Annotated in this window: 20 protein-coding genes and 2 tRNA genes; 7 read left to right on the top strand and 15 right to left on the bottom strand. The window is 66.5% G+C overall.

Annotated elements, in window-relative coordinates; all coding sequences use genetic code 11:
- The first annotated feature begins 9 nt into the window (after positions 1 to 9).
- Positions 10 to 219, top strand: a complete 210-nt coding sequence (locus tag ASF26_RS01640) for a molybdopterin-binding protein (RefSeq protein WP_018041720.1) — start codon at positions 10 to 12, stop codon at positions 217 to 219.
- A gap of 88 nt (positions 220 to 307) precedes the next feature.
- Complete coding sequence (locus ASF26_RS01635; protein WP_082477470.1) at positions 308 to 691, top strand: hypothetical protein; 384 nt, start codon at positions 308 to 310, stop codon at positions 689 to 691.
- A gap of 37 nt (positions 692 to 728) precedes the next feature.
- On the opposite strand, the gene ASF26_RS01630 is transcribed toward ASF26_RS01635, so the two are convergent.
- Positions 729 to 944, bottom strand: coding sequence for a hypothetical protein (locus tag ASF26_RS01630; protein ID WP_018041722.1), 216 nt, complete (start codon positions 942 to 944; stop codon positions 729 to 731).
- Positions 945 to 1,447: 503 nt separating this feature from the next.
- Here ASF26_RS01630 and ASF26_RS01625 point away from each other — a divergent pair.
- A complete protein-coding gene (locus ASF26_RS01625; RefSeq protein WP_056248602.1) occupies positions 1,448 to 2,788 on the top strand; it encodes a PLP-dependent transferase in 1,341 nt (446 codons plus the stop codon).
- 2 nt (positions 2,789 to 2,790) lie between these two features.
- Positions 2,791 to 3,852, top strand: a complete 1,062-nt coding sequence (locus tag ASF26_RS01620) for an isopenicillin N synthase family oxygenase (RefSeq protein WP_056248597.1) — start codon at positions 2,791 to 2,793, stop codon at positions 3,850 to 3,852.
- Between the two features lie 436 nt (positions 3,853 to 4,288).
- Here ASF26_RS01620 and ASF26_RS01615 read toward each other — a convergent pair whose 3' ends face one another.
- From ASF26_RS01615 to ASF26_RS01590, 6 genes are all read right to left on the bottom strand, one after another.
- Positions 4,289 to 6,409: a calcium-binding protein gene (locus tag ASF26_RS01615; RefSeq protein ID WP_156462828.1), complete on the bottom strand. Its 2,121-nt coding sequence runs from the start codon at positions 6,407 to 6,409 to the stop codon at positions 4,289 to 4,291.
- Positions 6,410 to 7,128: 719 nt separating this feature from the next.
- The gene (locus ASF26_RS01610) at positions 7,129 to 8,283 is read right to left on the bottom strand and encodes a VWA domain-containing protein (RefSeq protein ID WP_056248591.1); all 1,155 of its coding nucleotides are present in this window, start codon (positions 8,281 to 8,283) and stop codon (positions 7,129 to 7,131) included.
- A complete protein-coding gene (locus tag ASF26_RS01605) occupies positions 8,280 to 10,589 on the bottom strand; it encodes a DUF5682 family protein (protein WP_056248588.1) in 2,310 nt (769 codons plus the stop codon). Before ASF26_RS01605 ends, ASF26_RS01610 begins: the two co-directional genes overlap by 4 nt.
- A 225-nt stretch (positions 10,590 to 10,814) precedes the next feature.
- Entirely contained in the window at positions 10,815 to 11,915 is a 1,101-nt protein-coding gene (locus ASF26_RS01600) for an AAA family ATPase (RefSeq protein ID WP_056248585.1), read from the bottom strand.
- Between the two features lie 3 nt (positions 11,916 to 11,918).
- Positions 11,919 to 13,466: a DUF5691 domain-containing protein gene (locus tag ASF26_RS01595; protein WP_056248581.1), complete on the bottom strand. Its 1,548-nt coding sequence runs from the start codon at positions 13,464 to 13,466 to the stop codon at positions 11,919 to 11,921.
- Positions 13,466 to 14,821: an SWIM zinc finger family protein gene (locus tag ASF26_RS01590; RefSeq protein ID WP_056248579.1), complete on the bottom strand. Its 1,356-nt coding sequence runs from the start codon at positions 14,819 to 14,821 to the stop codon at positions 13,466 to 13,468. The genes ASF26_RS01595 and ASF26_RS01590 overlap by 1 nt, the downstream gene beginning before the upstream one ends.
- 537 nt (positions 14,822 to 15,358) lie before the next feature.
- On the opposite strand from ASF26_RS01590, the gene ASF26_RS01580 reads away from it, so the two are divergent.
- Entirely contained in the window at positions 15,359 to 15,553 is a 195-nt protein-coding gene (locus ASF26_RS01580) for a hypothetical protein (RefSeq protein ID WP_018041732.1), read from the top strand.
- Between the two features lie 544 nt (positions 15,554 to 16,097).
- On the opposite strand, the gene ASF26_RS01575 is transcribed toward ASF26_RS01580, so the two are convergent.
- Entirely contained in the window at positions 16,098 to 16,286 is a 189-nt protein-coding gene (locus tag ASF26_RS01575; RefSeq protein ID WP_056248574.1) for a hypothetical protein, read from the bottom strand.
- Positions 16,287 to 17,042: 756 nt separating this feature from the next.
- Here ASF26_RS01575 and ASF26_RS01570 point away from each other — a divergent pair.
- Positions 17,043 to 18,305 (top strand): calcium-binding protein, encoded by a 1,263-nt coding sequence (locus tag ASF26_RS01570; RefSeq protein WP_056248572.1) that lies wholly within the window; start codon positions 17,043 to 17,045, stop codon positions 18,303 to 18,305.
- Between the two features lie 127 nt (positions 18,306 to 18,432).
- Here the strand turns inward: ASF26_RS01570 and ASF26_RS01565 are convergent.
- From ASF26_RS01565 to ASF26_RS01555, 3 genes are all read right to left on the bottom strand, one after another.
- Positions 18,433 to 18,508, bottom strand: a tRNA-Phe gene (locus ASF26_RS01565).
- A gap of 100 nt (positions 18,509 to 18,608) precedes the next feature.
- Positions 18,609 to 18,803, bottom strand: coding sequence for a DNA gyrase inhibitor YacG (gene yacG / locus ASF26_RS01560; RefSeq protein ID WP_056248569.1), 195 nt, complete (start codon positions 18,801 to 18,803; stop codon positions 18,609 to 18,611).
- Positions 18,800 to 19,447: a Maf-like protein gene (locus ASF26_RS01555; RefSeq protein ID WP_056249735.1), complete on the bottom strand. Its 648-nt coding sequence runs from the start codon at positions 19,445 to 19,447 to the stop codon at positions 18,800 to 18,802. Before ASF26_RS01555 ends, yacG begins: the two co-directional genes overlap by 4 nt.
- A 288-nt stretch (positions 19,448 to 19,735) precedes the next feature.
- Here ASF26_RS01555 and ASF26_RS01550 point away from each other — a divergent pair.
- Positions 19,736 to 19,810, top strand: a tRNA-Gly gene (locus tag ASF26_RS01550).
- An 87-nt stretch (positions 19,811 to 19,897) separates the two neighbouring features.
- Here the strand turns inward: ASF26_RS01550 and ASF26_RS01545 are convergent.
- The 4 genes from ASF26_RS01545 to ASF26_RS01530 form a co-directional block, all read right to left on the bottom strand.
- A complete protein-coding gene (locus tag ASF26_RS01545; protein WP_056248567.1) occupies positions 19,898 to 21,121 on the bottom strand; it encodes an integrase in 1,224 nt (407 codons plus the stop codon).
- Complete coding sequence (locus tag ASF26_RS01540; RefSeq protein ID WP_348271068.1) at positions 21,111 to 21,311, bottom strand: hypothetical protein; 201 nt, start codon at positions 21,309 to 21,311, stop codon at positions 21,111 to 21,113. The genes ASF26_RS01545 and ASF26_RS01540 overlap by 11 nt, the downstream gene beginning before the upstream one ends.
- Positions 21,312 to 21,366: 55 nt before the next feature.
- On the bottom strand, positions 21,367 to 21,930 hold the full coding sequence (locus ASF26_RS01535) for a MerR family transcriptional regulator (RefSeq protein ID WP_056248559.1): 564 nt from the start codon (positions 21,928 to 21,930) through the stop codon (positions 21,367 to 21,369).
- A gap of 154 nt (positions 21,931 to 22,084) precedes the next feature.
- Positions 22,085 to 22,354, bottom strand: coding sequence for a hypothetical protein (locus tag ASF26_RS01530; protein WP_056248555.1), 270 nt, complete (start codon positions 22,352 to 22,354; stop codon positions 22,085 to 22,087).
- Position 22,355 lies beyond the last annotated feature (1 nt).

The following is a 22,355-nucleotide window of genomic DNA, read 5'->3' as shown; positions in this document are numbered from 1 at the left end:
GGAAACACCATGAAGATCAGCGCGCGCAACACCCTCAAGGGCAAGATCGTCGCCGTCGAGAAGGGCGCCACCACCGCCCATGTGAAGATCGAGATCGCCGACGGCACCGTCGTCACCGCCTCGATCACCAACGAGTCGGTGGATGCGCTCGGCCTCACCGTGGGCGGCGAGGCCTATGCCGTCGTCAAATCCTCCGACGTGATGATCGCCGTCGACTGAACGAGCCGACCCGCCTCATCCTGGCCGGCACCTTCGTTCCGGAGGAAGAGGCGGTCCCCCGCAGGGGCGGGGGAGGGGAGGTGACGCCGTGGCCTTGAATTTCACGCAGATGGGGGCCGCCGGCTGGGTCGCCCGGATCGATGGCATCCCCCTCTACCTGAGCGACGAGAGCGGCGCGGTGGACCGCGCCCAGGCCGATCTGGCGGCCAAGGTCGCCGCCTCGCTCCCGGCCGTGCGGGACGCGGCCTCGGCCTATCTCGACCTGTTCGTGGACAGGACGAAAGCCTGCGGCCGCTCGGACGAGCCCTGGTGGCTGGACGAGATCGAGTTCCGTGGCCTCGCCTGTGAGGGCCATGCCGCCTACGCGCTCCATTTCACCCTGGCCGGCGACGATGGCGGGCTGTGGACGGTCGAGATGCGGGCCTTCGAGGACCAGCACCGTCCTTTCCGGTTCGAGCGACGGCAGGGGTGAGGGGCGGGCCTGCGAACCTCGACAGCCCGCGCTTCGGCTAATCCTCGGCGGTCTTGGCCGCATTCCGCCGGGCGATGAGCCATGTCCCGCCCTCGCCGAGGGCGATGGCGAGGAAGCCGCCGACCCAGAGCGGGACGAGATGCGGACCGAGGGTGTCGCGGAAGGCGAACAGGCCGACGAGGCCGATGGTCGTGGCCGTCGATCCCGCCAGGGTCAGGATCTTCAGCGCCAGCATGGCGATCAGAACGTTCATCGGGCCTCCGTTCGACGAGGATACGACGGGCGGCATCCATGGGCCGATGGACGACACGGCCCGCCCGACATTCCGAGGGGTGGGACTTCCCAAAGTGCAGGACCATGGCCCGTCCGCTCTGTCCAGGCCGGAGCGGCGCGCCGGCGTTAGAGAAGCACGAGGCTGAAACCGCGGAAGAGAGTCCCGGCCGGTGGCAGGCGGGCCGATGTGAGGGAAGGAACGGTCTCTTCCCCCTATCGCCCCTGCCGCCGAAGACTTTGTGTCGATCGATCTCGAAAATCGAAATTCCATTTCGTTGACATGGGCGGCCCGTGTCTCATGATACGGATGTCATCTTGATTAGTCGCCAGGCGGCCTAGTCGAGGGCCGGAACAGACTTCATCGTCGATGGAACTGTAGTTCCGATCATTCCGCTCGATGCCGGGATCACGCCGCTTCTGCGAAGCGGTGACCGATATCCCTTGGCCGATGCCCTGCCCCGTTCCCTTTCCCGGAGCCACCCCATGTCGAACCAGAACACGCCGAACTCGCCCCGGCCCGCCTCGCTTCACCCCGAGACGCTCGCCCTGCATGCGGGCTGGCGCGCCGATCCGACCACGGGCTCGGTGGCGGTGCCGATCCACCAGACCACCTCGTTCCAGTTCCGCGACACGGCCCATGCCGAGAACCTGTTCGCCCTGAAGGAACTCGGCCACCTCTACACCCGCGTGACGAACCCCACCGTGGACGTGCTGGAGCAGCGCCTCGCCGCCCTCGAAGGCGGGGCGGCGGCGCTGGCCCTGGCCTCGGGCCAGGCGGCCTCCGCCCTGTCGGTGCAGAACCTCGCGCGGGTGGGCGACAACATCGTCGCCTCCACCGATCTCTATGGCGGCACCTGGAACCTCTTCGCCAACACCCTGGCCGAGCAGGGAATCGAGGTTCGCTTCGTCGATCCGGCCGACCCGGAGAATTTCCGCCGCGCCACCGACGACCGCACCCGCGCCTATTACGGCGAGACGCTGGCCAACCCGAAACTCGCGGTCTTCCCCATTGCGGAGGTGGCCGAGATCGGCCGGGGCTTCGGCATCCCGCTCATCGTCGACAACACCGCCGCGCCGCTCCTGGCGCGCCCGTTCGACCATGGCGCGGCGATCGTGGTCTATTCCACCACCAAGTATCTCGGCGGCCACGGCATCGCCATCGGCGGGGCGATCATCGATGGCGGGCGGTTCGACTGGGCGGCCAACCCCCAGCGCCAGCCCGCCCTCAACACCCCCGATCCGAGCTATCACGGCGCGGTCTGGACGGAGGCGGCCAAGCCCCTCGGGCCCATCGCCTATATCCTGCGCGCCCGGGTCCGACTGCTGCGCGACCTCGGCCCGTCGGTCTCGCCACTCAACGCCTTCCTGACCCTGCAGGGGCTGGAGACCGTGGCCCTGCGCATCGAGCGCCACAGCCGCAACGCGCAGGCCGTGGTCGATTACCTTGCCGCCCGGCCCGAGATCGAGCGGGTCATCCATCCCTCGCACGCCACCGGCAAGGCGCGCGAGCGAGCGGAGCGGTACCTCAAGGGCGGCTATGGCGGCCTCGTCGGGTTCGAGCTCGCCGCCGGGCGCGAGGCCGGCCGTCGCTTCATCGAGGCCCTGTCGCTGTTCTACCACGTGGCCAATATCGGCGATGCCCGCAGCCTCGCCATCCATCCGGCCACCACCACCCACGCGCAGCTCACGCCCGAGGACCAGCGCGCCACCGGCGTGTCCGACGGTTATGTCCGCCTCTCCATCGGCATCGAGCACATCGACGACATCCTGGCCGATCTCGACCAGGCCCTGGCCTCGGTCGGGTCCTTCGCGAAGGCCGCCTGACCGTGGCGGCCTCCCCGCTGGCTTCGTGGGCGGCACCGGAATCCTCTGCTCCCGCCGCCTCGATCCCCCGTCTCGACCTGCGCCGGCTGGATGCCGGGCCGGCCGAGCGGGAGGCCTTCCTGGCCGAACTGCGTGATGCCGCCCGCGATGTCGGCTTCTTCCACCTCGTCGGCCACGGCATTCCGGCGGCGGAGATCACGCAGGTCCAGGCCCTGGCCCGGCGCTTCTTCGCCCTGCCTCTTCCGGAGAAGCAGGCGGTGGCGATGGTGCGCTCACCGCATTTTCGCGGCTACACGGCGGCCGGACGCGAGATCACGCGGGGCGCGCCGGATTGGCGCGAGCAGTTCGATGTCGGCGCCGAGTGCGAGGCCCTGGCGCAGACCGCTGCCTCGCCCCCCTGGAGCCGGCTGCAGGGGCCGAACCAATGGCCGGTCGGACTGCCCGACCTCCGCGTCGGCCTGCTGCGCTGGCAGGCGGCGGTGACGCAGCTCGGCATCCGCCTGCTGCGCGCCTTCGCCCTCGCCTTGGGCCAGCCCGAGGACGTGTTCGCCCCGATCTATCAGGGCGCGCCGAACCAGCACATCAAGATCATCCGCTATCCCGGCCGCGAGGCCACGCAGGGAGAGCAGGGCGTCGGCGCCCACAAGGACAGCGGCTTCCTCACCCTGCTTGTCCAGGACGGGCAGAGCGGCCTCGAAGTCGAGGGGCCTGACGGTTGGATCGCGGCCGAGCCGGTGGAGGGGAGCTTCGTCGTCAATATCGGCGAACTGCTCGAACTCGCCTCCAACGGCTACCTGCGGGCCACGATCCACCGGGTCGTCACCCCGCCGGCGGGGCGCGACCGTCTCTCCGTCGCGTTCTTCCTCGGCGCCCGCCACGACGCCACGGTGCCCCTCCTCGCCCTGCCGCCCGACCTCGCTTCGGAGGCGCGCGGGCCGGCGAGCGACCCCGACAACCCGCTCTTCCACGAGGTCGGCCGCAACTACCTCAAGGGCCGCCTGCGCTCCCATCCCGACGTGGCGGCGCGGTTCTACGGCGATCTCGCCGTGACGGGGGGCGCATGAGCGGCGGCCCTGGGCGCCTGATCTCCGGCCTGCTGAACGCGTTCCTGCGCGGTTCGCCCTGGCACGACAGGCCCTGGGAAGGCCCGATCTGGCACGGGGCGCCTGATGCGGCGCATCTCGTCGGAGTTGCCGCCATGTTCAGCCATGACGGCGGACGCGGTGCGTGGTTCGGAACACGGCCGCAAAAACCCCCGCCTCCTGCTCTGACGCTGGCCCCGCGATCCGCGCGACCAATGCCCGATCGGGTCCGACCATGAGGCGTACGCTGTGGCCGATGCGGCCCCGATCCCGCCTATGCCACCGGAGCCTGTGGCGCCGCCGCCGACGGGCACGGGCCTTCCACGCGGCCCTGCTCCGCGGCCCCCCCAACCCAGGCTTCGACATCTGGCCGGCCCGACGGGCGCGGGCGCGGGCGAGGGGTTGAGCTACGGCGCGATCAGAGGATGAAATCGCCGGCCTGAAGCGTGTGGACACCTTTGATCAGAATGGCGAAGTCGGCAGCGCCGTCGCCGTTGACATCGCCGCTAACCAGTGTGTTGCTACCGGACACCACGGATCGGAGTTCACCGGACTTGTCGCGGAAAGCCGCATCACCGATGAACCTGAAGGCTTGGTTGACGACGCCTCCTGCGACCGCGTCGATAAGATTCAGGTCGATCCGGTCCCCCTGTGCATGGCTGAAGTCCTGGATCGTGTCCCGCCCCGCCGCTGCAGTGACTGTGCTGTCGGCGAGCGATCTGAACTGGAACAGGTCGGCTCCAGCCCTGCCGAAGAGCGAGTCGCCGGCCCCCCCGCCGACTAGAATATTGGCACCGGCGTTGCCCACGATCTTGTTCGCGAGATCGTTGCCGGTGAGGTCGATGCCGGCGGTGCCCGCATCGTTCATGGTTCTCAGCGTCTCGATGGATTGGCCTGCGGCCAGGGCGTAGGAAACCGAAGTCTGCGCCGTGTCGTTGCCCTGACCGATCGTCTCGAAGACCCGATCCCCGGCCTCCGAGACGATAAAGACGTCATCGCCCCTCCGGCCGTAAAGGATATCTGCACCGGCTCCGCCGGCGAGGATGTTAGCGCCGTCATTTCCCACGAGCCTGTTGGCGAGTTCGTTGCCCGTGAGATTGATTCGGTTCGTGCCGGAATCGAGCGTCGTCCGTAGGTTCTCGACGGAGAGTCCGATGGCCAGCGCGTAATCCAGGCTCGCCCTGATCGTGTCGGTTCCTTGGCCGGCTTGCTCGATGACGATGTCGCCGTAACTGTCGACGACATAGGTGTCGTTGCCGTCGCCGCCGATCAACATGTCGCCGCCTGCTCCGCCATCGAGCAGATCGTTTCCGGCGCCGCCGTTGATGATGTCGTTCGCGCCCATTCCGTAGAGGGCGTCGTTCCCGTCCAGACCGTTGATGAAACTCGCGTCGAGTCGGCCAATGAGGACGTCGTCGCCGTCGGATCCGGTTATCGAAGCCTCGCGTGGGTCGAGAATCACGAAGGCGTCGTAATGATTATCCGTCGAGTCGCCAGTTTCGGACTCATATGTAACGATAATCCGACCGTCTGCGGTCAAGGATACATCGGAAAGAGTTTGATCTCCAGACTGATCGATCCGGTACTCGGCGCCAACGCGGTTCCCCGATGCATCGAAGCGCTGGACGGCGACATCGCCGTCCGGGCTGCCATCCGATTCCAAGCCACTGTAGCTGGACCATGCCATCACGAAACCGCCATCGCGCAGGCCTATGATTTTCGGCAGTATTCCAAAATACTCATCGATATGACGGAGGACCGTCACATCCTGACCGTCTCCATCGACGATCTTGTAATACATCCGTTGGTCGGCTTGGTCTTGCCACGCAATAATTGCATTGCCGTTCTCTAGGGCTGACACGGTTGAAAACGCTGGATTACTTGTTGTCCCGATGACCCGTTCGGGCAACACCAAATTGCCGTTCGGATCATAAATTGCGATGCGAATCTCTCGTGCGATGCCTGACGAGTCGCTGTTGCTCCAAGAAACCAAGACGTTGCCATTCTTCAAGAACGACACATCGGCTTCATACTGGTAGCCGCTCGATTCGGTGTGTACCTTTGTTAAAAACACTTCCGACCCTGCTGGGTCGCGAACACTCAGCCAGACGTCTGAATCTGATTCCGAATCTACAACTTCGTAAACAAACGCGATACCGTCATCGGTCCCAACTCCGATGCCGGCAATCCTTTCGCTTAGAGTAGAGCGTGCAGCCGAGTATCCGGACAAAATATCTCCGGATCCATCTACGTATATGTATCTAATATCGTAATCGCCATCTTCATAAAGATAATCATACGTGATAACAGCGCCGGAGCTTGTGCTTTTTACATGCGGATTGCTTAGGGGTTGGCCATCGCTCATGGAATAAATCTTGCTGTCGTCTAAGTTTATATTGCCGAACGCATCATATTTCCAACTGACTATCTGGCCGAGATCCTCCTGAACAAGCACGAATCCGCCATCGTTCAGTGCGCCGATACGCCCCCCTGCCGTGACGACAATCTCAGATTTCCACAATGCCAGTGTGTTTGTCATGAGTTGCTCCCTATAATTAAAAAACGATGTAAGTAATTATAGCGTGTCGCTTCATTAATATAGATCGGACGAAAGTCTTTGGAGTATATTGTCGATGTAAGACAGGCGTCTTCAGTTTATATAGTTTTATAATTGTGATTCGGCATAGGTGTCTGAATTTCTACGGATTTGTGGAAAAATCAAGAACTATTTTCAGGAAAGAGTGTTGTTTGCGGGGTAATTATTGCTTGCTGGGCACTCCTGCCTGCCAGGGCGTCATTGCGGGGTCCTTTTGCAGCGTCGATGATGTGGTCGGGGCCGGCCTCGCGGCGGAGGCCGGATCGCCGTTGGTCCGGGCATGGAGCGTTTGGCGGCTGCGTGCTGCAACACGAGTACGTCCTGCCCCCTTTGGTGGGGCGTCAGCCTCGAGAAGATGTCGTCCATGACCTTGAGCCGGTAGGCCGAAACCAGGGTGAAGGGGAACACGCCTTCCATGCGGTCCGCCTGCGGCCGGCCGAGCCCAGAGCTTCGACATTGAGCCGGCCTGACGGGCGCTGTTGAAGAGCACGCCCGTTCGTCGTGACCGGGTGTCGCCGTTGGGTTCGGAGCGGGCGCGGCCGTGCTGACGTATCGCGGGTTTCGCTGCGCGGCCCCGGAAAAGGCACGGGTGTTGGTCGGGGCGTGCATTCGGGTCGATTCGATGATACCGGCCAGCGCTCCGCGAACCGTCGGCCGATCCCCTACGCGCCCGCCGCCGGGATCGCCGCGATGCCGGCCGAGGCGGCCCAGGCGGTGAGGTCGGATTTCCGGATCGCCGCCGCCATCAGGTCGGGGAACAGGTCCGGCGTGCAGGCGAAGGCCGGCACGCCCAGCGCGGCAAGCCGGCCCGCCAGCGCTCGGTCGTAGGACGGCGCGCCCTCGTCGGACAGGGCCAGCAGCGCCACCACCTGCACGCCCGACGCCACCATCCGCTGCGCGCGCGCCAGGAGCCCGGCCTCGACGCCGCCCTCGTAGAGGTCGGAAATCAGGACGAGGATCGTGTCCTCGGGCCGGGTGATGCGGGATTCGCAATAGCCCATCGCCCGGTTGATGTCGGTGCCGCCGCCGAGCTGGACCGAGAACAGCACCTCCACCGGGTCTTCCAACTCGTCGGAGAGGTCCACCACCTCGGTGTCGAACACGACGAGGCGGGTGGTCACCGCCGGGAGCGAGGCCATCACCGCGCCGAAGATGCTCGAATAGACGACCGAACTCGCCATCGAGCCGGATTGGTCGATGCACAGGATCACGTCCTTGAGGCTGGCGCGCTGGCGCCGGCCGTGGCCGAACCGGGTCTCGGGGATGATGGTGCGGTACTCGGCCTGGTAATGGCGTAGGTTGGCCCGGATGGTCCGGTTCCAGTCGATCTCCGTGTGGCGCGGGCGCCGGTTCACGCTGGCGCGATCGATGGCCCCCGTCACCGCCTGGCGCAGGGGCTCTTCGAGCTTGCGCATCAGGGCCTCCACGACCTTGCGCACCACGAGGCGGGCGGTGTCCTTGGTCTTGCCGCCCAGCAGCCCGCGCATGGAGATCAGGGTCGAGACGAGGGCGACGTCGGGGACCACCGCCTCCAGCATCTCGGGCTCGGTGAGCATGCGCTTGAGGTCGAGGCGCTCGAAGGCGTCGCGCTGCATCACCTGCACCACGGAGGCCGGGAAATAATCGCGGATGTCGCCGAGCCAGCGCGGCACGGAGGGGGACGAGGCACCGAGGCCACCCTTCCGGTCGGAATCGTAGAGGGCGCCGAGCGCCCGGTCGATGCCGACATCGCGGCCAGACAGGCCGCAGCCGGTGCCGTCCGCCGCGCCCCCGCCGAGGACGAGGCGCCAGCGGCGCAGGCGCTCGGTGCCGCTCATGGCGTGTCCTCCGTCGTCTCGTTCTCCACAGGCGCCAGGAGGAGGCGCAGGATCGGAAGCACCCTGGCGGCGCGTTCGGCATCGAGGATGCGGCCCGATCCCTCTCCCTCGGAAACACCCGTCCCATGGCGGTTCAAAGCCTCGCCGATGGCGCGTCGCTCGCCCTGCGAGATCGTCGCGAAGGTGCGTCGCAGCAGGGGGAGCAATTCGGCAAAGAGCGTCCCGTCGAGGCCGGCGAGCCATTCGTCGATGACCGCGAGCAGGGTGCCGCCATGGATCAGGGCCGTGCCGCTCTCCTCCAAAAACCCCTCGATCCAGGCGGCCGCCGCCATCGTGCCCGAGGCGCGGGACAGAGCGAGGCGAAGCCGGTCGCCGGCCTGTTCCGCATCGAGGGCCCGATCATCGAACAGCAGTCGCACGGCGCGTCCGACGACGCGGCCATGCACATGGCTCTGGTCGGCAAGGCCGCGAAGGGCCTCCTGCCAGACGGCCTTCAGGTCGGGCTCCTCCAGGAGGGAGATCGCGGCGTGGACGCCGACGATCCGCGCCTTGGCGGCACTCGCTGCATCGTCGTCGAGGCTCTGGCAGGCCGCCGTCAGTCCTGCGGCCGCCCGCGGCACGAGCCCGCGCACCACGCCGAGCACCGGCTCCGTATCGGAGGAGCGCACCGAGCCGTAGCGCGCCAGTTCGGCGAGCGGTGGCAGCGCCTCCATCAGGTCGAACACGTCCGCCGAGACGGCGGCGCGGTCGTTGAGGGCGCGGATCACATCCTCCCCGGCTCCGGCGAGATCGGCGTCGAGGAGCGTGCCGATGAGGCCCGACAGTTCCGCGACACGGGTCGCTTCGTGCGCCCGCCTGCGCACCCGGCTGGCGGCGGCCTCCGCCACCGTGCCGCCATCGGCCGAGGCGGCGACCAGATCCACCACCCATTCGGGCTGCCAGGACAGGAACCACGCCTCCTTGAAGGTGCCGCGCCCGCGTGCCTGCTGGCGCCGGCCCCAGGGGATGCCGATGAGGTGGAGCCGATTGAGGAAATGGCTGCGGGCGAGGTCGTTGTCCTTGCGCAGGTCGAGGACGAGGTCGCCCGCGACCGCCTCCGGCTTGAGGCGCAGGCTCTTGCAGGTCGCGGCGAAATCCGCCTCCACCGGCGTGCCGGGACTGTCCGGCGGAGTCGCGCCCAGGCGCTCGCCGATGACGAGCTTGCGCCGGATCAGGGCCATCGGGGCCGGATCGGCAAAGCACAGGGTCGCCTGCGCAGCCTCGTGCAGGTCGTCGAGGGACGGGCGTGCCCGGCCCCGGAACCCGGCCAGCGCCTCGGCGAGGCGGGCTGCCTCGATCACGGAGGCCGGCGAGGCATCGAGGTCTTCCGCGCGGAGAAGGGTCGCCGCGCGGGCGAGCCAGCGGGCGGCGACCCGGCCCTCGTGGTTCCACAGGGTATCGTACCATTCGGGCGAGAGCACCCCGGCCCGGTAGCCGCTGGCGGTGGCGAGGCGCTCGTAGGACCAGGGCGCCCAGGCCGCGGCGACCTTGGTCTTGGGCAATCCCTTCAGGGTCGCCGCATCGAGGCCGACCTGCCCCTTGGCGTCGTGGCGCGCCAGCGCCGGGGCGTGCCACGCCCCGCAGATCACGGCGATGCGGGCAAAGTCCTCCCGTGCCGCCTTGCGGAGGCAGGTGCGCATATGCGCCTCGCGCGCCTCCTCGCGAAACGCGTCCCCATCGGCGCCCTGACGGGGAGCCGCCTCCGCTCCCTCGCGTAAGGCCGCCATGGCTTCGTGGATCGCCGCGAACACGTCGCCGTCCTCGCCCGCGCGACTCTCGACGAAGGCGTCCCACCAGCGCTCGCCATCGGGGAAGCCGGCGATTTCGGCCAGTTCGCCGAGGGGATCGCGCCGAACGGCGACGGAGGGCGCCTCGGCGGGCGCGGGCGTATCGAGCCCGGCCGGCGCCGTCTCGCCTTCGGGCGCCTCTCCCCTCGTTTCGAACCCGTCGGCGAGCTGGATCGCGTGCGGCAGGTCGATGAAGCGCAGGGTCGCCCCATGGTCGAGTCCATGCCGCATGGCCACCCATTCGGGCGAGAAGGCCGCGAAGGGGAAGAAGGCGCAGGTCTGCGGCCGGTCCGCCCGGTAGACGAGCAGCGCCACCGGCGGCTCCATCGCCGGGTCGGCGACGAGGGGGATCAGGGCGTCGGCATCCGGCGGCCCCTCGATGAGCAGGCAATCGGGCTGGAAGGCATCGAGGGCCGCGCGCAGCGAGCGGGCCGAGCCCGGCCCGTGATGGCGGATGCCGAAGATCCGAACCTCAGGCATCGCGGCCGGGGGTGGTGGGGCGAAGGCTCATGGCACGAACGGTCTCGTAGGTGGGGTGTCGCGGTGGATGGCGCGCGGGGCTTTCCCTCCCCCCTATGCGGGGGAGGGTGGCCCTCGCGTGAGCGAGGGTCGGGAGAGGGGAGCGCCATCTCCGGAGAGGTCGCCTCCTCTCCCGCCTGCTCCGCAGGCACCCTCCCCCGCAGAGGGGGGAGGGTGAGAACGCCCTCACGCGCTCTCGCGGGCGGCGCGGTAGAAATCCTTCCACTCCGGCCGTTCCTTCACGACGGTTTCGAGATATTCGCGCCAGACGATGGCGTCCTGCACCGGATCCTTGATCACCGCGCCACTGATGCCGGAGACGAGGTCGTGGGCCGAGAGGTGGCCGTTGCCGAAATGCGCGGCCAGCGCCAGCCCGCTGCCGACGACGCTGATCGCCTCGGCCGTGGAGAGCGTGCCGGACGGCTGCTTGACCTTGCTCTTGCCGTCCGCGGTCACGCCCTCCCGCAACTCGCGGAAGATGGTGACGACGCGGCGGATCTCGTCGGCGCCGGGCGGTTCGGCGGGTATCTCGAAGGCGCGCCCGAGGGCGGCCACGCGGGATTCGACGATGGCGATCTCGGCCTCGATCGTGGCCGGCGAGGGCAGCACCACGGTGTTGAAGCGGCGCTTCAACGCGCTCGACAACTCGTTGACGCCGCGATCCCGGTTGTTGGCGGTGGCGATGAGGTTGAAGCCCCGGGCGGCTGCGATCTCCTCGTTGAGTTCCGGGATCGGCAGGGTCTTCTCGGAGAGGATCGTGATGAAGCTGTCCTGCGTCTCGGAGGGGATGCGGGTCAGTTCCTCCACGCGGGCGATTCTCCCCTCCTCCATGGCGCGTACGATCGGGCTCGCCACCACGGCCTCGCGGCTCGGCCCCTTGGCCAGCAGCAGAGCGTAGTTCCAGCCGTAGCGGATCGATTCCTCGCTGGTGCCGGCGGTGCCCTGCACGATGAGGCGCGAGGTGCCGCAGATCGCCGCCGCCAGATGCTCGCTGACCCAGCTCTTGGCGGTACCCGGCGTACCGAGGAGAAGGAGCGCCCGGTCGGTGGCCAGCGTCGCCACCGCGACTTCCATCAGGCGCCGGTCGCCGATGTATTTCGGCGTGACCTCGAAACCGGAGTCGAGCTGCCCGCCCATGAGGTAGGTGACGACCGCCTGCGGCGAGAGCAGCCAGTTCGGCGGGCGCGGCCTGTCATCGGCGCCGCGCAGCGCCTCCAACTCCTCGGCGAAGGCATCCTCGGCGGCCCGGCGCAGCTGCGTCGTCTTGGTTCCGTTGGTCTGGCTCATGCCTCAGGCGAACTCCTGTCTGATGGTGGCGCGCAAAGCGAGGGTTTCGGCGAAATCCTCGATCTGCCGGCGCAGGTTGTCCTCTGCCTCGTCCGGCAGCCGGGCGAGGATGGCAGCGGCGGAGGCCGCATGGTCTTCGTCGGGCCAGGCCCGTTCGGCGAGGCGGGTGAGCAGGTAAGCGGAGGCGAGGTCCTTGCGGTCGGATTGCGAGGTCCGCGTCACCGCGGCGAGCCAATCGAGGAGGGCCGCCGTGAAGGCCTCCGACAGGGATGAGGGCGTCTGCCGCAGCAGGGTCAGGATCGTATCGATCTCCCCCTTGGCGAGCATCTGCGTCACCGTCGCCTCCCATTCCGCGGCGGGGAGCGACCGCACGGCGCTGGCCCAGGTCTCACGGAGGGCATCGCCCGGCTCGATGCCGGAGAGGCGCCCGGCGGCCGCCTCGGCCAGCACCGACACCATCGCCCGTACCCAGTCGAGGTCGCGCTCGCGGCGCGCGGCGGTAAGAAGGCCATCGACGATCTGCATCGGCCACTCGCTGCGCAGGGCCAGCTCGATCCAGAGCCTCGGCGGATGTTCGGCGAAGGCGTGGAGGGGAGCGGCGCCGATGACGCTCTCGAGCAGACCGGCCCTCGCGCCACCGCGCCTCCGCTCGTACGCGTTCGGCTCGATTCCATCCCGCGCGAGCGTCGGAGATTCCTCCGGCAGCGTGACTAACAGAGTGTGTTTCGTCCCGCCGAGGAGCGTCCGGCTGCTTTCGACCACGAGGGCGGTTCGCGCCCGCGCCGCCATGCGGGCGGCGAGGAGCGAGTGGGTGAGGCGCGGCAGCAGGCCCCTCGCCGCCGCGCGCACGCCGCCCGCGCGATCGTCCAGGCAGGTTTCGAGAAAGGGCGCGTCCGCCTCCGACAGGCCGATCTCCAGGATGTGGACGAGGCGCTCACGCATGTCCGCCTTCTCGGCGCGGAACCCAGCCTCCAGTTCGGCGCGGGCTCCTTCGGGATCGCGCAGGCGGAAGGCGGCGAAGGCGGCGTGGCGCTCGGCGGGGCTCGCCTCCGCGCCGTCCAGGGCCGACGTCGCCGTCTCGGCGCCTCGGGCGGAACAGGCCGCGTCCAGCCAGGCGAGCTCCGCGCCCGCGACCGCGTCGATGGTCTCTTCCCACTCGCGCCGGTAGGGCGCGAGGGCGGGGAGCAGCCAGGGCGGCGCGCGCATGCCCCGCTCCGCCGCGATCTCGCACCACTCCTTCACGCGGCCCCGCGCCTCTGTGCCCCCGGCGAGGAGCAGCCCGAGCCGCGCCGCCGCGTCAGGCGGGCAGGGCCGGCCCTTCGGCTGGCACGGCGGTGCCGGCGTGAAGGCGTCGGGCGGAAAGCCGCTGCCCGCGAGATGGTGGATGCCCGCGACCGCGACCCGCGCCAGCAGGGCCATGCCTGGTTCTCCGCGGGGAAGCGCGCCGGCGGCCGTCTCGAGATCGGCGGGAGAGGGGGAGCGGTCGGCTCCCAGCAGGGCGGAGACGAGGGCCGAGTCCCAATCGTCGGGGGCGGAGACGTCGAGGCTCATCAGGCCGCCCTCACCAGGATCGGCCGGGGATCCTGGGCGGGGACCGCGTAGAGGTGCCCGTCGGCCACCATGGCCAGGGGCGCCAGCGCGAACCCGTCATAGAGCCCGAAAAGATCGACAGGGCCGCCCGCCGCCACCGCCATCAGAGGGGGGACATGTGCGGAATCGGCGAGGGTGAAACAGCCGGTGGCGTCACCCGCGCCCATGCCGCCATCCGCCAGATGTCCGAGGCGCAGGCCGGACAGCCGGACCGGCCAGCGGTCGATCCACGGCGCCCTCGCCAGGGCCCCGGCGAAACCGTCGAGGGCCTCGGCGACGCTCGTCGCGCCGGGCAGGGCGCCGGCCGGTGCCGGCCCGGCGCGCCCCTCGCGAAACGCGGCCTTGAGCGGCGGATCGCCGGGATGGAAGGCGAGGGCGCCCGAGAAATCCTGCCCCGCCGCCGGGACCGGCGGCAGCGGCGAGCCCGGTGTGCCGTAATCGATCACCTGAGCCATGGCGTCACTCCGCCGTCCGGCGAGCCAGACGGTGCGGGCGGTGAGCTTGTCCTCCTCCTCTACCGCATGGGCGAGGACGGTCCACTCGTCCACGAGACCCGGCCGGCTCGCCATCTCCTCGGCGGTCACGGGATAGCCGATGGCCGCGCGGACGCCCGCGGCCTGTTCGGGGTCGAGCCTTTCCAGGCGCCGCGCGGCCCGGGCCAGCAGCGAGAGGCGGGCGAGGGCGAGGGCGAGGGCCGCTTCCGGACGTGCGTCAGAACCGGGCGCGGCCGCGACGAGGCCCGGCATGGCCCGGACCCTGCGGGCGAGGCCCGGGGCCTGCCCATCGACGAGACGCCCCGCCATGCGGTCCCAGAAGGCGTAGGACTCACGCCGCGCCGTCGCGAGACCGCGCCGCATCAGGTCGCCGAGCCAGAGGTCGAGTTCGCCGAGGGCCGCCGAGACCTTGTCCTCGCGGGCCTGACGGCGCTTGGCCTGCCCCTTCTCGTCGACGGGGGCGGAGGCGTGCTGGGAGCGCGTTTCGGCGGAGACGGCGCGGCTCTCGCGGCCCCGGATCCAGGCGGCGACCCAATCCGGCGGTCCGGCCTCGGAGATCGGCGCGGCGGCATCCACCAGCATCAGGCCGATTGCGTGCTTGCAGGGAAACTTCCGGCTCGGGCAGGTGCATTTCGAAGCCGGACCGGAGAGATCGGCCACCGTGCGATAGGGGTTCGCTCCGCTCCCCTTGATCTCGCCCCAGACGACGTCGCCCGCCCGCCCGAGCCCGCCCCACTTGGCCGGTTTCGCCTGATCCTGACCGGCCTTGCGGCTCGATGCATCGGGAGCGAGGTCGAGGATTTGCGCGGAGGTGAGGCTCATACGGAGATGGGGCGGCGTTTCCGAAGCGGGATGATTCGACGGAGCCTAACCAGCGGAGGCGGCAATGCAAGCATCAATCGCCAGCTCAAATATTTCATAAGCACATGTTGAGAAACAATATCGAAAAATCAGCCTGGAAAAACTTCAGACAAGGCTACAACGCCGGGAATAACGGATTCGCCTGGACTATGAGAGTGGTCGAAACTTCGCTTATCCGCGATCGCCGGGCGCGCCGACATCATTCGATCTCGACAGGTGCTCTCGTTATTCCGGCGGCAAGCTCGTTCGATGGTCATTGGCACAGCAGAGATGGCGGTTCGGCGCCTCCGCGAAACACCTGCTGCGGCTCTCTGACCGACAAGGGCGCGGACTTCTGCCCGGGGATGCCCTCGCCCAAGGCCACCGGTGTCGCCAAGGGCCTCATGTCCAGGGCACCCGCTCTCTCCGCCTGAGGGAGACCGTCCCCCATGAGGCGCGACATATGAACCTATCGTCGGCCTTCGCGTTTACAGTCTTCGTGTCAGAGAGGGAGTTGGGATGCGCATCGAGGAATACCGCGAGCCCAGTTGGCCCAGGCCCCGTGCTACGGATCTGAACAGCGCATTGACCGAGACGACCCGGCGGCGTCTCGGCGAAGAATTGCAGGCCCTCTATGAGCCGGTCATCGACGAGCCGCTGGACCCGCGCCTTGCCGAACTCATGAAGCAGCTTGAGGCGGATCGGGACCGGTAGGGCCGGGTCTGATAGAAGGATCGCGGGTGATCCACTCGGTGTGGCGAGGGGCGGATCGTGGAGGCGAGTTGCTCGATCATTGACCCCGGGCGGCCTTCGATCTCGGCGGGTCATTCCGCTGACTGATCCTACCGATCGACCGTCGATCGTATGGGACTGGCTGAGGACATCACGAGGATGGGGACACAACGATCCCCAGCGTGGGTTTAATGAATATCCAGACCGCCCATGTGAGACGGCAATGCTGTTCCGTCGCCCCGGAAATTAGCCGCCCACAATGATCGTCGAGTCATGGTAGAATAAGTCTCGCCTTGCTTTTCCTGTGACTCGTCTGGCATTCATTCTGCGCCGTCAGTCGCACCGCCTCACTTATGCGACACGATCTACCTAGCAGCCTGGCACGCACGATGGGCGACGGGCGGAGCGAAGGGGAAGAATTCCTGCTCCAAGCGCAAGCGAGCCGCCAGTACACCATCAAGGACCATGCAGATGCGGGCCAAGAGGGCGGCACGTTTCGCTCAATACGTACTGTCATAGCCCAAGGTTACACGGCGCATTCCTCAGGCACCGCTATAGGCTCTGCCAGACCTCGGGCATAGAGCTTGGCCACGGCCGCCCAGAAGCTGACTCCGTCCTCGCCTGGAGACATCTGCAAGCGGAGGTCGATGGCCTCCCTCGCCGCCTGCGCCATGGCGGTCAATTCGTCTTCGGCGGCTTCGAGCAACGACGGCATTGCGGCATCCTCATGCTGTGTCGCACCATGTGAAACGTCGGCAGTGCACAAAACGATCCATTGGCCGCGCGAAGCTCGTCCGGCGGCCTGACCGTTTGCGCGACGAACCAGAGGATCAGATCAGGCACACCATAAGATACTGCTTAATCGAGCCGCGCTTTCTCCTATTCCTGGCGTCTCCGACCTCATTGTATCCCAGCCTTCGCAAAGGCATGTCTGCCAGTCATTGAACTGAGCCTTGATTGTCGGATCGCAATCCGCGCTCGCCTCTGAAACGAATGTCAGTGTAGGCGGCTAGTGTAAATTCAGCCACGACATATTTTATGTATTTTTATAAGTATTCGCATTAAAGTCACGCTGAAATGGAAGTTTCCACTATGAGTTATGCAGGATTGGCAATTTTCGACGACGGCCGCCTCGGAGAAGTGATTTTTTGAGCAATAACGCCGATCCGGACTCTAAAGGTAGGCTTCGCCGGCGGGTTCCTGGGCCTGTCATTAGGCGGAGCACCTTCCATAAAATATACCTATCTAAGCGGTGGCGCCCAAATAAATGTTGCCGATGGGGCCGGATCGTTAATTCTCGCCTATGACGACAGGACTGGCGATTCCGTTCTGCAGGGTGGTAAAATTGGTGACTTCCTATACGGCGGCTCGGGCAATGACGTCTTGAATGGCGGTGGCGGCGACGACACCTTGATAGGCAATCTGGGTACCAATATCATCCGAGGCGGTTCCGGAAAAAATACTGCCAGTTATGTGGGATACAGCGGACCAGACGCTCCAGATACTTTGGGCGTTCAGTTTTTTTATTGACGAGCGCGAGGCCTACAACAGGGACGGCTTCGGATTTCATGACACGCTCATCGACATTCAGAATGTTGTCGGCACTCGTTTCCTCGATATCCTGGTCGGTGATGCGGGTGACAATATCCTGGAAGGTCTCAACGGCGCCGACGTCATCCGAGGTGGCGCAGGTAACGACACTTCGAGCTACGAGACGTCGGCCTTTTCTGTCGATGTGAACCTGACGACCAAGGTCAACGATGGTGGGGCGGCATGGGGGGATACTCTCGAGAGCATCGAGAACGTTCGCGGAAGTGACGACGCGGATTCTCTGACAGGCGATGCAAAAGCCAATGTGCTCGAAGGGGGCGCGGAAGCCAACCAGCTTTTCGGCGCGAGTGGCAGCGACACGGCGAGCTACGAGGATTCTCTCTTCGGTGTAACCGTCAATCTGACGACGGGGGCCAACACCGGTGGCGACGCTGAGAGCGATATCCTGACGGACATCGAGAACCTTCGCGGCAGTCGATACGAAGACGTTCTCACGGGCGATGCGACGGCCAATGTGCTCGAAGGCGGCGCGAAAGCCGACCAGTTTTTCGGCGCGGGTGGCAGCGATACGGCGAGCTACGAGCATTCCCTCCTCGGTGTGACCGTCGATCTAGCGACGGGGTCCTACAGTGGCGGTGACGCGCAAGGCGATATCCTGACCAGTATCGAGAACCTTACCGGAAGCCAGAACGCCGATACGCTGACGGGCGATGCGGTGGCCAACGTCCTCGCTGGCGGCGCGGGAAATGACCGGCTTTTCGGAGGTGAGGGCAACGATACCCTGCGCGGAGACGCTGGCTCTGATACGCTGGACGTGGGAGTCGGCGACGATAGGCTGGTGGTCATCGAGGCGCCGACGCTGGTCCAGGGGGATGCTGGCAACGACAAGCTCTTCCTTCAGGGAGCGGAAACCTTCACGTTCACCGACACGAACTTCAAGGAGATCGCGGCGGTTTGTGGCTGCCTCGTCGCTGGATGCGAGCGATTTCGGGTTGCTCCTCACCTAAGTTTCGCTCCCATCCCCTACCCCGGCCGGATCACTCCGTGCCGGGCTTTTTGCTGGCATGATGCCGGCCGCTGTGCGGCACGTCCCATCGGGCGTGATCGGAGTCTCACCGGGGATCCGTCGAAGGTACCTGCGGACCTCGCTCGCCAGCGCTGGTGTTCGTCATCGCGACGGTGAGCGGTGCAATCAGGCAGGTAAGCGTGTCGCAGTACCCTCCGAATGACAGGGCGGCGTCCCCGCTTCCGTAAACCGGCGCGGGCGAAAAGGACCGGCGATCTTGATGCGGAAATGCCATAAAAAGGAATGGTGCCCAGGGACGGAGTCGAACCGCCGACACTGCGATTTTCAGTCGCATGCTCTACCAACTGAGCTACCTGGGCCTCCGCCGAAGCGCTTGGCGCCGTCGACTGGAGCGGGGGTATAGTGAGGTCATGTGGCCCTGTCCAGCCTCCTTCTCACGCATCCTGCAATCGGATCGATTCAGGATGAGCGCGGCGGGACCTCGTCCTCGGTTTCGTCCTCGTCGGTGGGGATCGCATAGCGGTCGGTGAGCCAGCGGCCGAGGTCGATATCGGCGCAGCGGGTCGAGCAGAAGGGCTGGAACTCCGCCTGCGCGGGCTTGGCGCAGACCGGGCAAGGCTCCGGCTTGTGCTTGGGGGGAACGGTCCCGCTCATGCCATCGCCCCCCAGGCCTGCCGCACGGGAAAGCCCTCGCCGTCGAGGAGGCTGATCGTCTCGTAGAGGGGAAGACCGACCACGGCGCTATACGAGCCGACGAGCTTGACCACGAAGGAACCGGCAAGGCCCTGTATGGCGTACCCGCCGGCCTTGCCCCGCCACTCGTCCGAGGCGATGTAGCTTTCGATGTCGCGGCCGGAGAGGCGCTTGAACCGCACCCGCGTCTCCACCACACGCTCGCGGCGGTTGCCCTTGGGGGAGAGCACGCACACCGCCGTGTAGACGCGATGCTGGCGCCCGGAGAGCAGGCGCAGGCAATCCGTGGCCTCATCGGCCAGTTCCGCCTTCGGCAGGACGCGCCGGCCCACGGCCACCACCGTATCGGCCGAGACGATGTAGCTGTTGCGCATGTCGTCGCGGCGACGGGCGGCGTCCGCCGCCACGTCGAGCTTGGCCCGGGCAAGGCGCCGGGCGAGTTCGCGCGGTGCCTCGGACGTGTTGGGGGTTTCGTCGATATCGGCGGGTAGCAGGGCGTCGGGCTCGAGGCCGGCCTGCTGCAGCAGAGCCAGCCGGCGCGGCGACGCCGAGGCGAGAACGAGGCGTGGGCCAGGGCGGGGCATCCCGCCGGAGGCGTCGTTCATCGTGGCGTGCGTGCCGCCCTGCGCGGAGGAGATATCCATCGGTGCTTTTTGACAATCCGCATGCTGGGGATGGGCGCCGTGCCGAAGAGGCGAGCCGACCCGGTCGCGCGATGGGCCGGATCAATGGGCCGGACCGGCCCATACGCTATCGGAAAGCCCGCCCCTTGGGAACGTGAACCCTCGCGGCCCGCCGCGACGAGACCGTGGACAAAGCGGGCCGCTCTGATATGGTCCGCCCCGCTGAAGGGCCGGAACTCGCGTGTCGAGACCGTTTCCGTCTGTCGGCACGCGGGCGTAGTTCAGTGGTAGAACGTCAGCTTCCCAAGCTGAATGTCGTCGGTTCGATCCCGATCGCCCGCTCCAACTAACTCGTTGAAGCATCAGCTTTTCTAACCCTCTACCGCTGATCTCGCGTTCCCCATGTTCCCCGTCGCGTTCCCCAAGGCCTGTTCAGGCCCCGTTCTTCACGGCCCGATGCGCGACCCGAAGATTCGCTACCGCCCGTGATTTTCCGACCGCGCCGCGCGAGTAGCGCTGCGTCGTCGATGTCTGTGCGTGCGCTGCAGCCGACCTGATGTGGTCGAGATCTGCGCCAGCATCCTCAGCTTCCGTGATCGCTCCCGCCCTGGCGTCCATGTTCCAGACGTGGTCCGGCACACCCGCAGCCTTGGCGACGATTCGCCATTCGCGCCCGTAAGCGGACTCGGCGAAGGGCCGGCCGGCTGCCTCGTCTAGGATCAGCGGACCGACGCGGCGATTAGTTGGCACCTTGTCCAGCAAAGCCACCACGAGGGGGCAGAGCTTCAGGTCGTGTGCGGCGAAGGCGCCCGTCTTCGTCGTTGCCTTCCTCACCACGAGGTCGGTCGCGATATCGGACCACGTCAGGCCATTCACCCACCGACGCCCGTTCAGGACAATACCCGAGGCTGCTGCGCCTGCAGTGATAGGCTCCCACTCGCCGATGACGTCCTTCTGACGCATCGCTGTCTCGAACTGGATGGCGGTCCCCAGCGCCAGGGATAGCCGGCCCATCTCAAGCGCCTTGGCTATGAAAGCCTCGGCATGGCTAAGCTCCATCGAGACACGGCGCCGGGCCGGCTGCGAAAAGCGGGCATGCTGCAGAACGTCGTAGAGGCGCTTGCACTCGGGAAGCTCAGCCATGATGCCGAAAGCCAGCATCTCACGGAGCTTTTTGATGATGCCGTAGGCCTTCCGAACACGCTCGGGACCACCCGGCTCCTTCGGTGCCTTGGCCACTCCATACCACCGATAAAAATCGTTGATCTTCAGGGCTGCAAGTGACCGCGTTCCGAAGGCCTTCTCGATCAGCGCAAGGGTGTAGGTGTCCTTTTGGCGGGTCGAGTGCTTCAGCCGCTTGAACGGGCTGGCCTCGTCCGTCTGGTAGCGTCGAGAGAGGCCAAGGATCGTTCCGTCGAACCGATTGAGCTCCCGCTTCCGTCCCGACGACCATTCCAGCATCTCGGCCTGAAACCGCATACAGGCCGCGGAGATCAGATCGCGGTGGCTCTCGTCATCCGTAGTGTAGGGAAGGCGGACGGTCTCCGGCCGGTAGCCGGCTTTCACGAGATCCGCACGGGCGACCCAATAAAGGATATCTGGTCCGGACTTGCGCTTCCGGCGCTTCAGTCCAGGTGCGTTGAGATCAGAGGGCATTGAGGTTCTCCATTCCGTCGGGCGACATCGCCGCGGCGGCAGAGAGACCATAGCGCCGGTTCCAGTAAGCCAGCACAGCCGGCCAGTACCGAGCGCCCATCATCGGATCGATCCGGGGCAGCCCATCGCGCTCAAGAATGGTCGCTTTCGCTTTCCACTCGGCCGGATCCTGGCTGAGACGGCGCGCCACCTCAGCCTCATTCGGAAACAGACCCTGATCGTGGTGGGGGCGACGTGCCATTGCTTCAGCCCTGTGCCTCGTTCCAGCGAAGGGCGCGAAGGTCGGCGATGTGCTTCTCGAAGGCTGCGATGCCTTCGGTGACGTTGCCGGGGTAGGGGGGACGATCTGAGGCGCCTTCCTTCTCGATCTGCGCACGGACCCGGGGCCAGAGTTCGTTGAAGAGGGGCCAGCAGCGGATCTGGATGCTCACCTGCGTATCGGCGCTGTCGGCCTCGACGAAGTGCCCATCCGGATTGCGGGAGAAGAACAGCGTCCCCGGGAAGGTAAAGAGGGGCTCCTGCTTATCGCCGTAGCCGTCGTTGAGCATGGCGCTGTATGGCCCGCGGCTGCGCCGCAAAGCCCCGGCGGCTTGCTCGGGCGTAAAACCAAGCTGGATGAGTGCTTTGACCGCACACAGTTTCAGAAGCTCCGGGAGCTTGAAGCTGACGTGGTGGCCCTTACCCTTGGGGCGAGCCGGAAAAAGATCATAGCGCGTAAGGTAGTTGCCGACTTGGCCGCTTGTCATGCCGACCAGGGCGGCCGCATCGCTCCGGGCGAATGCCCATGTCTCGATCTGCTTTGCGTCCACGGCCTGCCTCCAAAAACTCACATTGATGCTACGTTGTCGAACATGCGTTGTAAAGCATCGAGTTGAGTTTTTGATTGGCTGGCGGGTGTTCGTGCGTAGAAGCATGCCGTCCCAGCCAGGCCTCCTTGGGGCGGCCCGGCTGGGTCGTGGTCGTTCAGCAGCTTTCAAGATCACGGCTTCCGCCCCGTAGCCATGTCACTTGGCTCTCGTGTCCTTCAGGCGCACCGAGAGACGGCTCACCTTCTACGTCTGGCTCCTGGTCGGTGTCGGCTTCGCGATCGGGATCACCGTCTGCCTCATCGAGAAGCGCCACGATGCGATCAACGACATCGAGGGCGAGCTCGGCCAGGCGCTCGAACTCCTCGCGGGGGATGGTGGTGGCCTGGATCCGGCGCGAGGCCGGGAAGCGAACGACGTTGGTCATA

Source organism: Methylobacterium sp. Leaf93 (assembly GCF_001422345.1).
Lineage (GTDB): Bacteria > Pseudomonadota > Alphaproteobacteria > Rhizobiales > Beijerinckiaceae > Methylobacterium > Methylobacterium bullatum.
The sequence above is the reverse complement of the archived record's forward strand: the minus strand, read 5'-3'. Positions and strand labels throughout refer to the sequence as shown.

Excerpts from the sequence above, each read along its gene's own strand:
- ASF26_RS01625 (WP_056248602.1), top strand. The coding sequence starts at position 1,448 with ATGTCGAACCAGAACACGCCGAACTCGCCCCGGCCCGCCTCGCTTCAC.
- ASF26_RS01545 (WP_056248567.1), bottom strand. The coding sequence starts at position 21,121 with ATGCCCTCTGATCTCAACGCACCTGGACTGAAGCGCCGGAAGCGCAAG.
- ASF26_RS01590 (WP_056248579.1), bottom strand. The coding sequence starts at position 14,821 with ATGAGCCTCACCTCCGCGCAAATCCTCGACCTCGCTCCCGATGCATCG.
- ASF26_RS01630 (WP_018041722.1), bottom strand. The coding sequence starts at position 944 with ATGAACGTTCTGATCGCCATGCTGGCGCTGAAGATCCTGACCCTGGCG.
- ASF26_RS01640 (WP_018041720.1), top strand. The coding sequence starts at position 10 with ATGAAGATCAGCGCGCGCAACACCCTCAAGGGCAAGATCGTCGCCGTC.
- ASF26_RS01610 (WP_056248591.1), bottom strand. The coding sequence starts at position 8,283 with ATGAGCGGCACCGAGCGCCTGCGCCGCTGGCGCCTCGTCCTCGGCGGG.
- yacG (WP_056248569.1), bottom strand. The coding sequence starts at position 18,803 with ATGAGCGGGACCGTTCCCCCCAAGCACAAGCCGGAGCCTTGCCCGGTC.
- ASF26_RS01615 (WP_156462828.1), bottom strand. The coding sequence starts at position 6,409 with ATGACAAACACACTGGCATTGTGGAAATCTGAGATTGTCGTCACGGCA.
- ASF26_RS01600 (WP_056248585.1), bottom strand. The coding sequence starts at position 11,915 with ATGAGCCAGACCAACGGAACCAAGACGACGCAGCTGCGCCGGGCCGCC.
- ASF26_RS01530 (WP_056248555.1), bottom strand. The coding sequence starts at position 22,354 with ATGACCAACGTCGTTCGCTTCCCGGCCTCGCGCCGGATCCAGGCCACC.
- ASF26_RS01595 (WP_056248581.1), bottom strand. The coding sequence starts at position 13,466 with ATGAGCCTCGACGTCTCCGCCCCCGACGATTGGGACTCGGCCCTCGTC.
- ASF26_RS01605 (WP_056248588.1), bottom strand. The coding sequence starts at position 10,589 with ATGCCTGAGGTTCGGATCTTCGGCATCCGCCATCACGGGCCGGGCTCG.
- ASF26_RS01580 (WP_018041732.1), top strand. The coding sequence starts at position 15,359 with ATGCGCATCGAGGAATACCGCGAGCCCAGTTGGCCCAGGCCCCGTGCT.
- ASF26_RS01570 (WP_056248572.1), top strand. The coding sequence starts at position 17,043 with ATGTGGGATACAGCGGACCAGACGCTCCAGATACTTTGGGCGTTCAGT.
- ASF26_RS01555 (WP_056249735.1), bottom strand. The coding sequence starts at position 19,447 with ATGAACGACGCCTCCGGCGGGATGCCCCGCCCTGGCCCACGCCTCGTT.
- ASF26_RS01575 (WP_056248574.1), bottom strand. The coding sequence starts at position 16,286 with ATGCCGTCGTTGCTCGAAGCCGCCGAAGACGAATTGACCGCCATGGCG.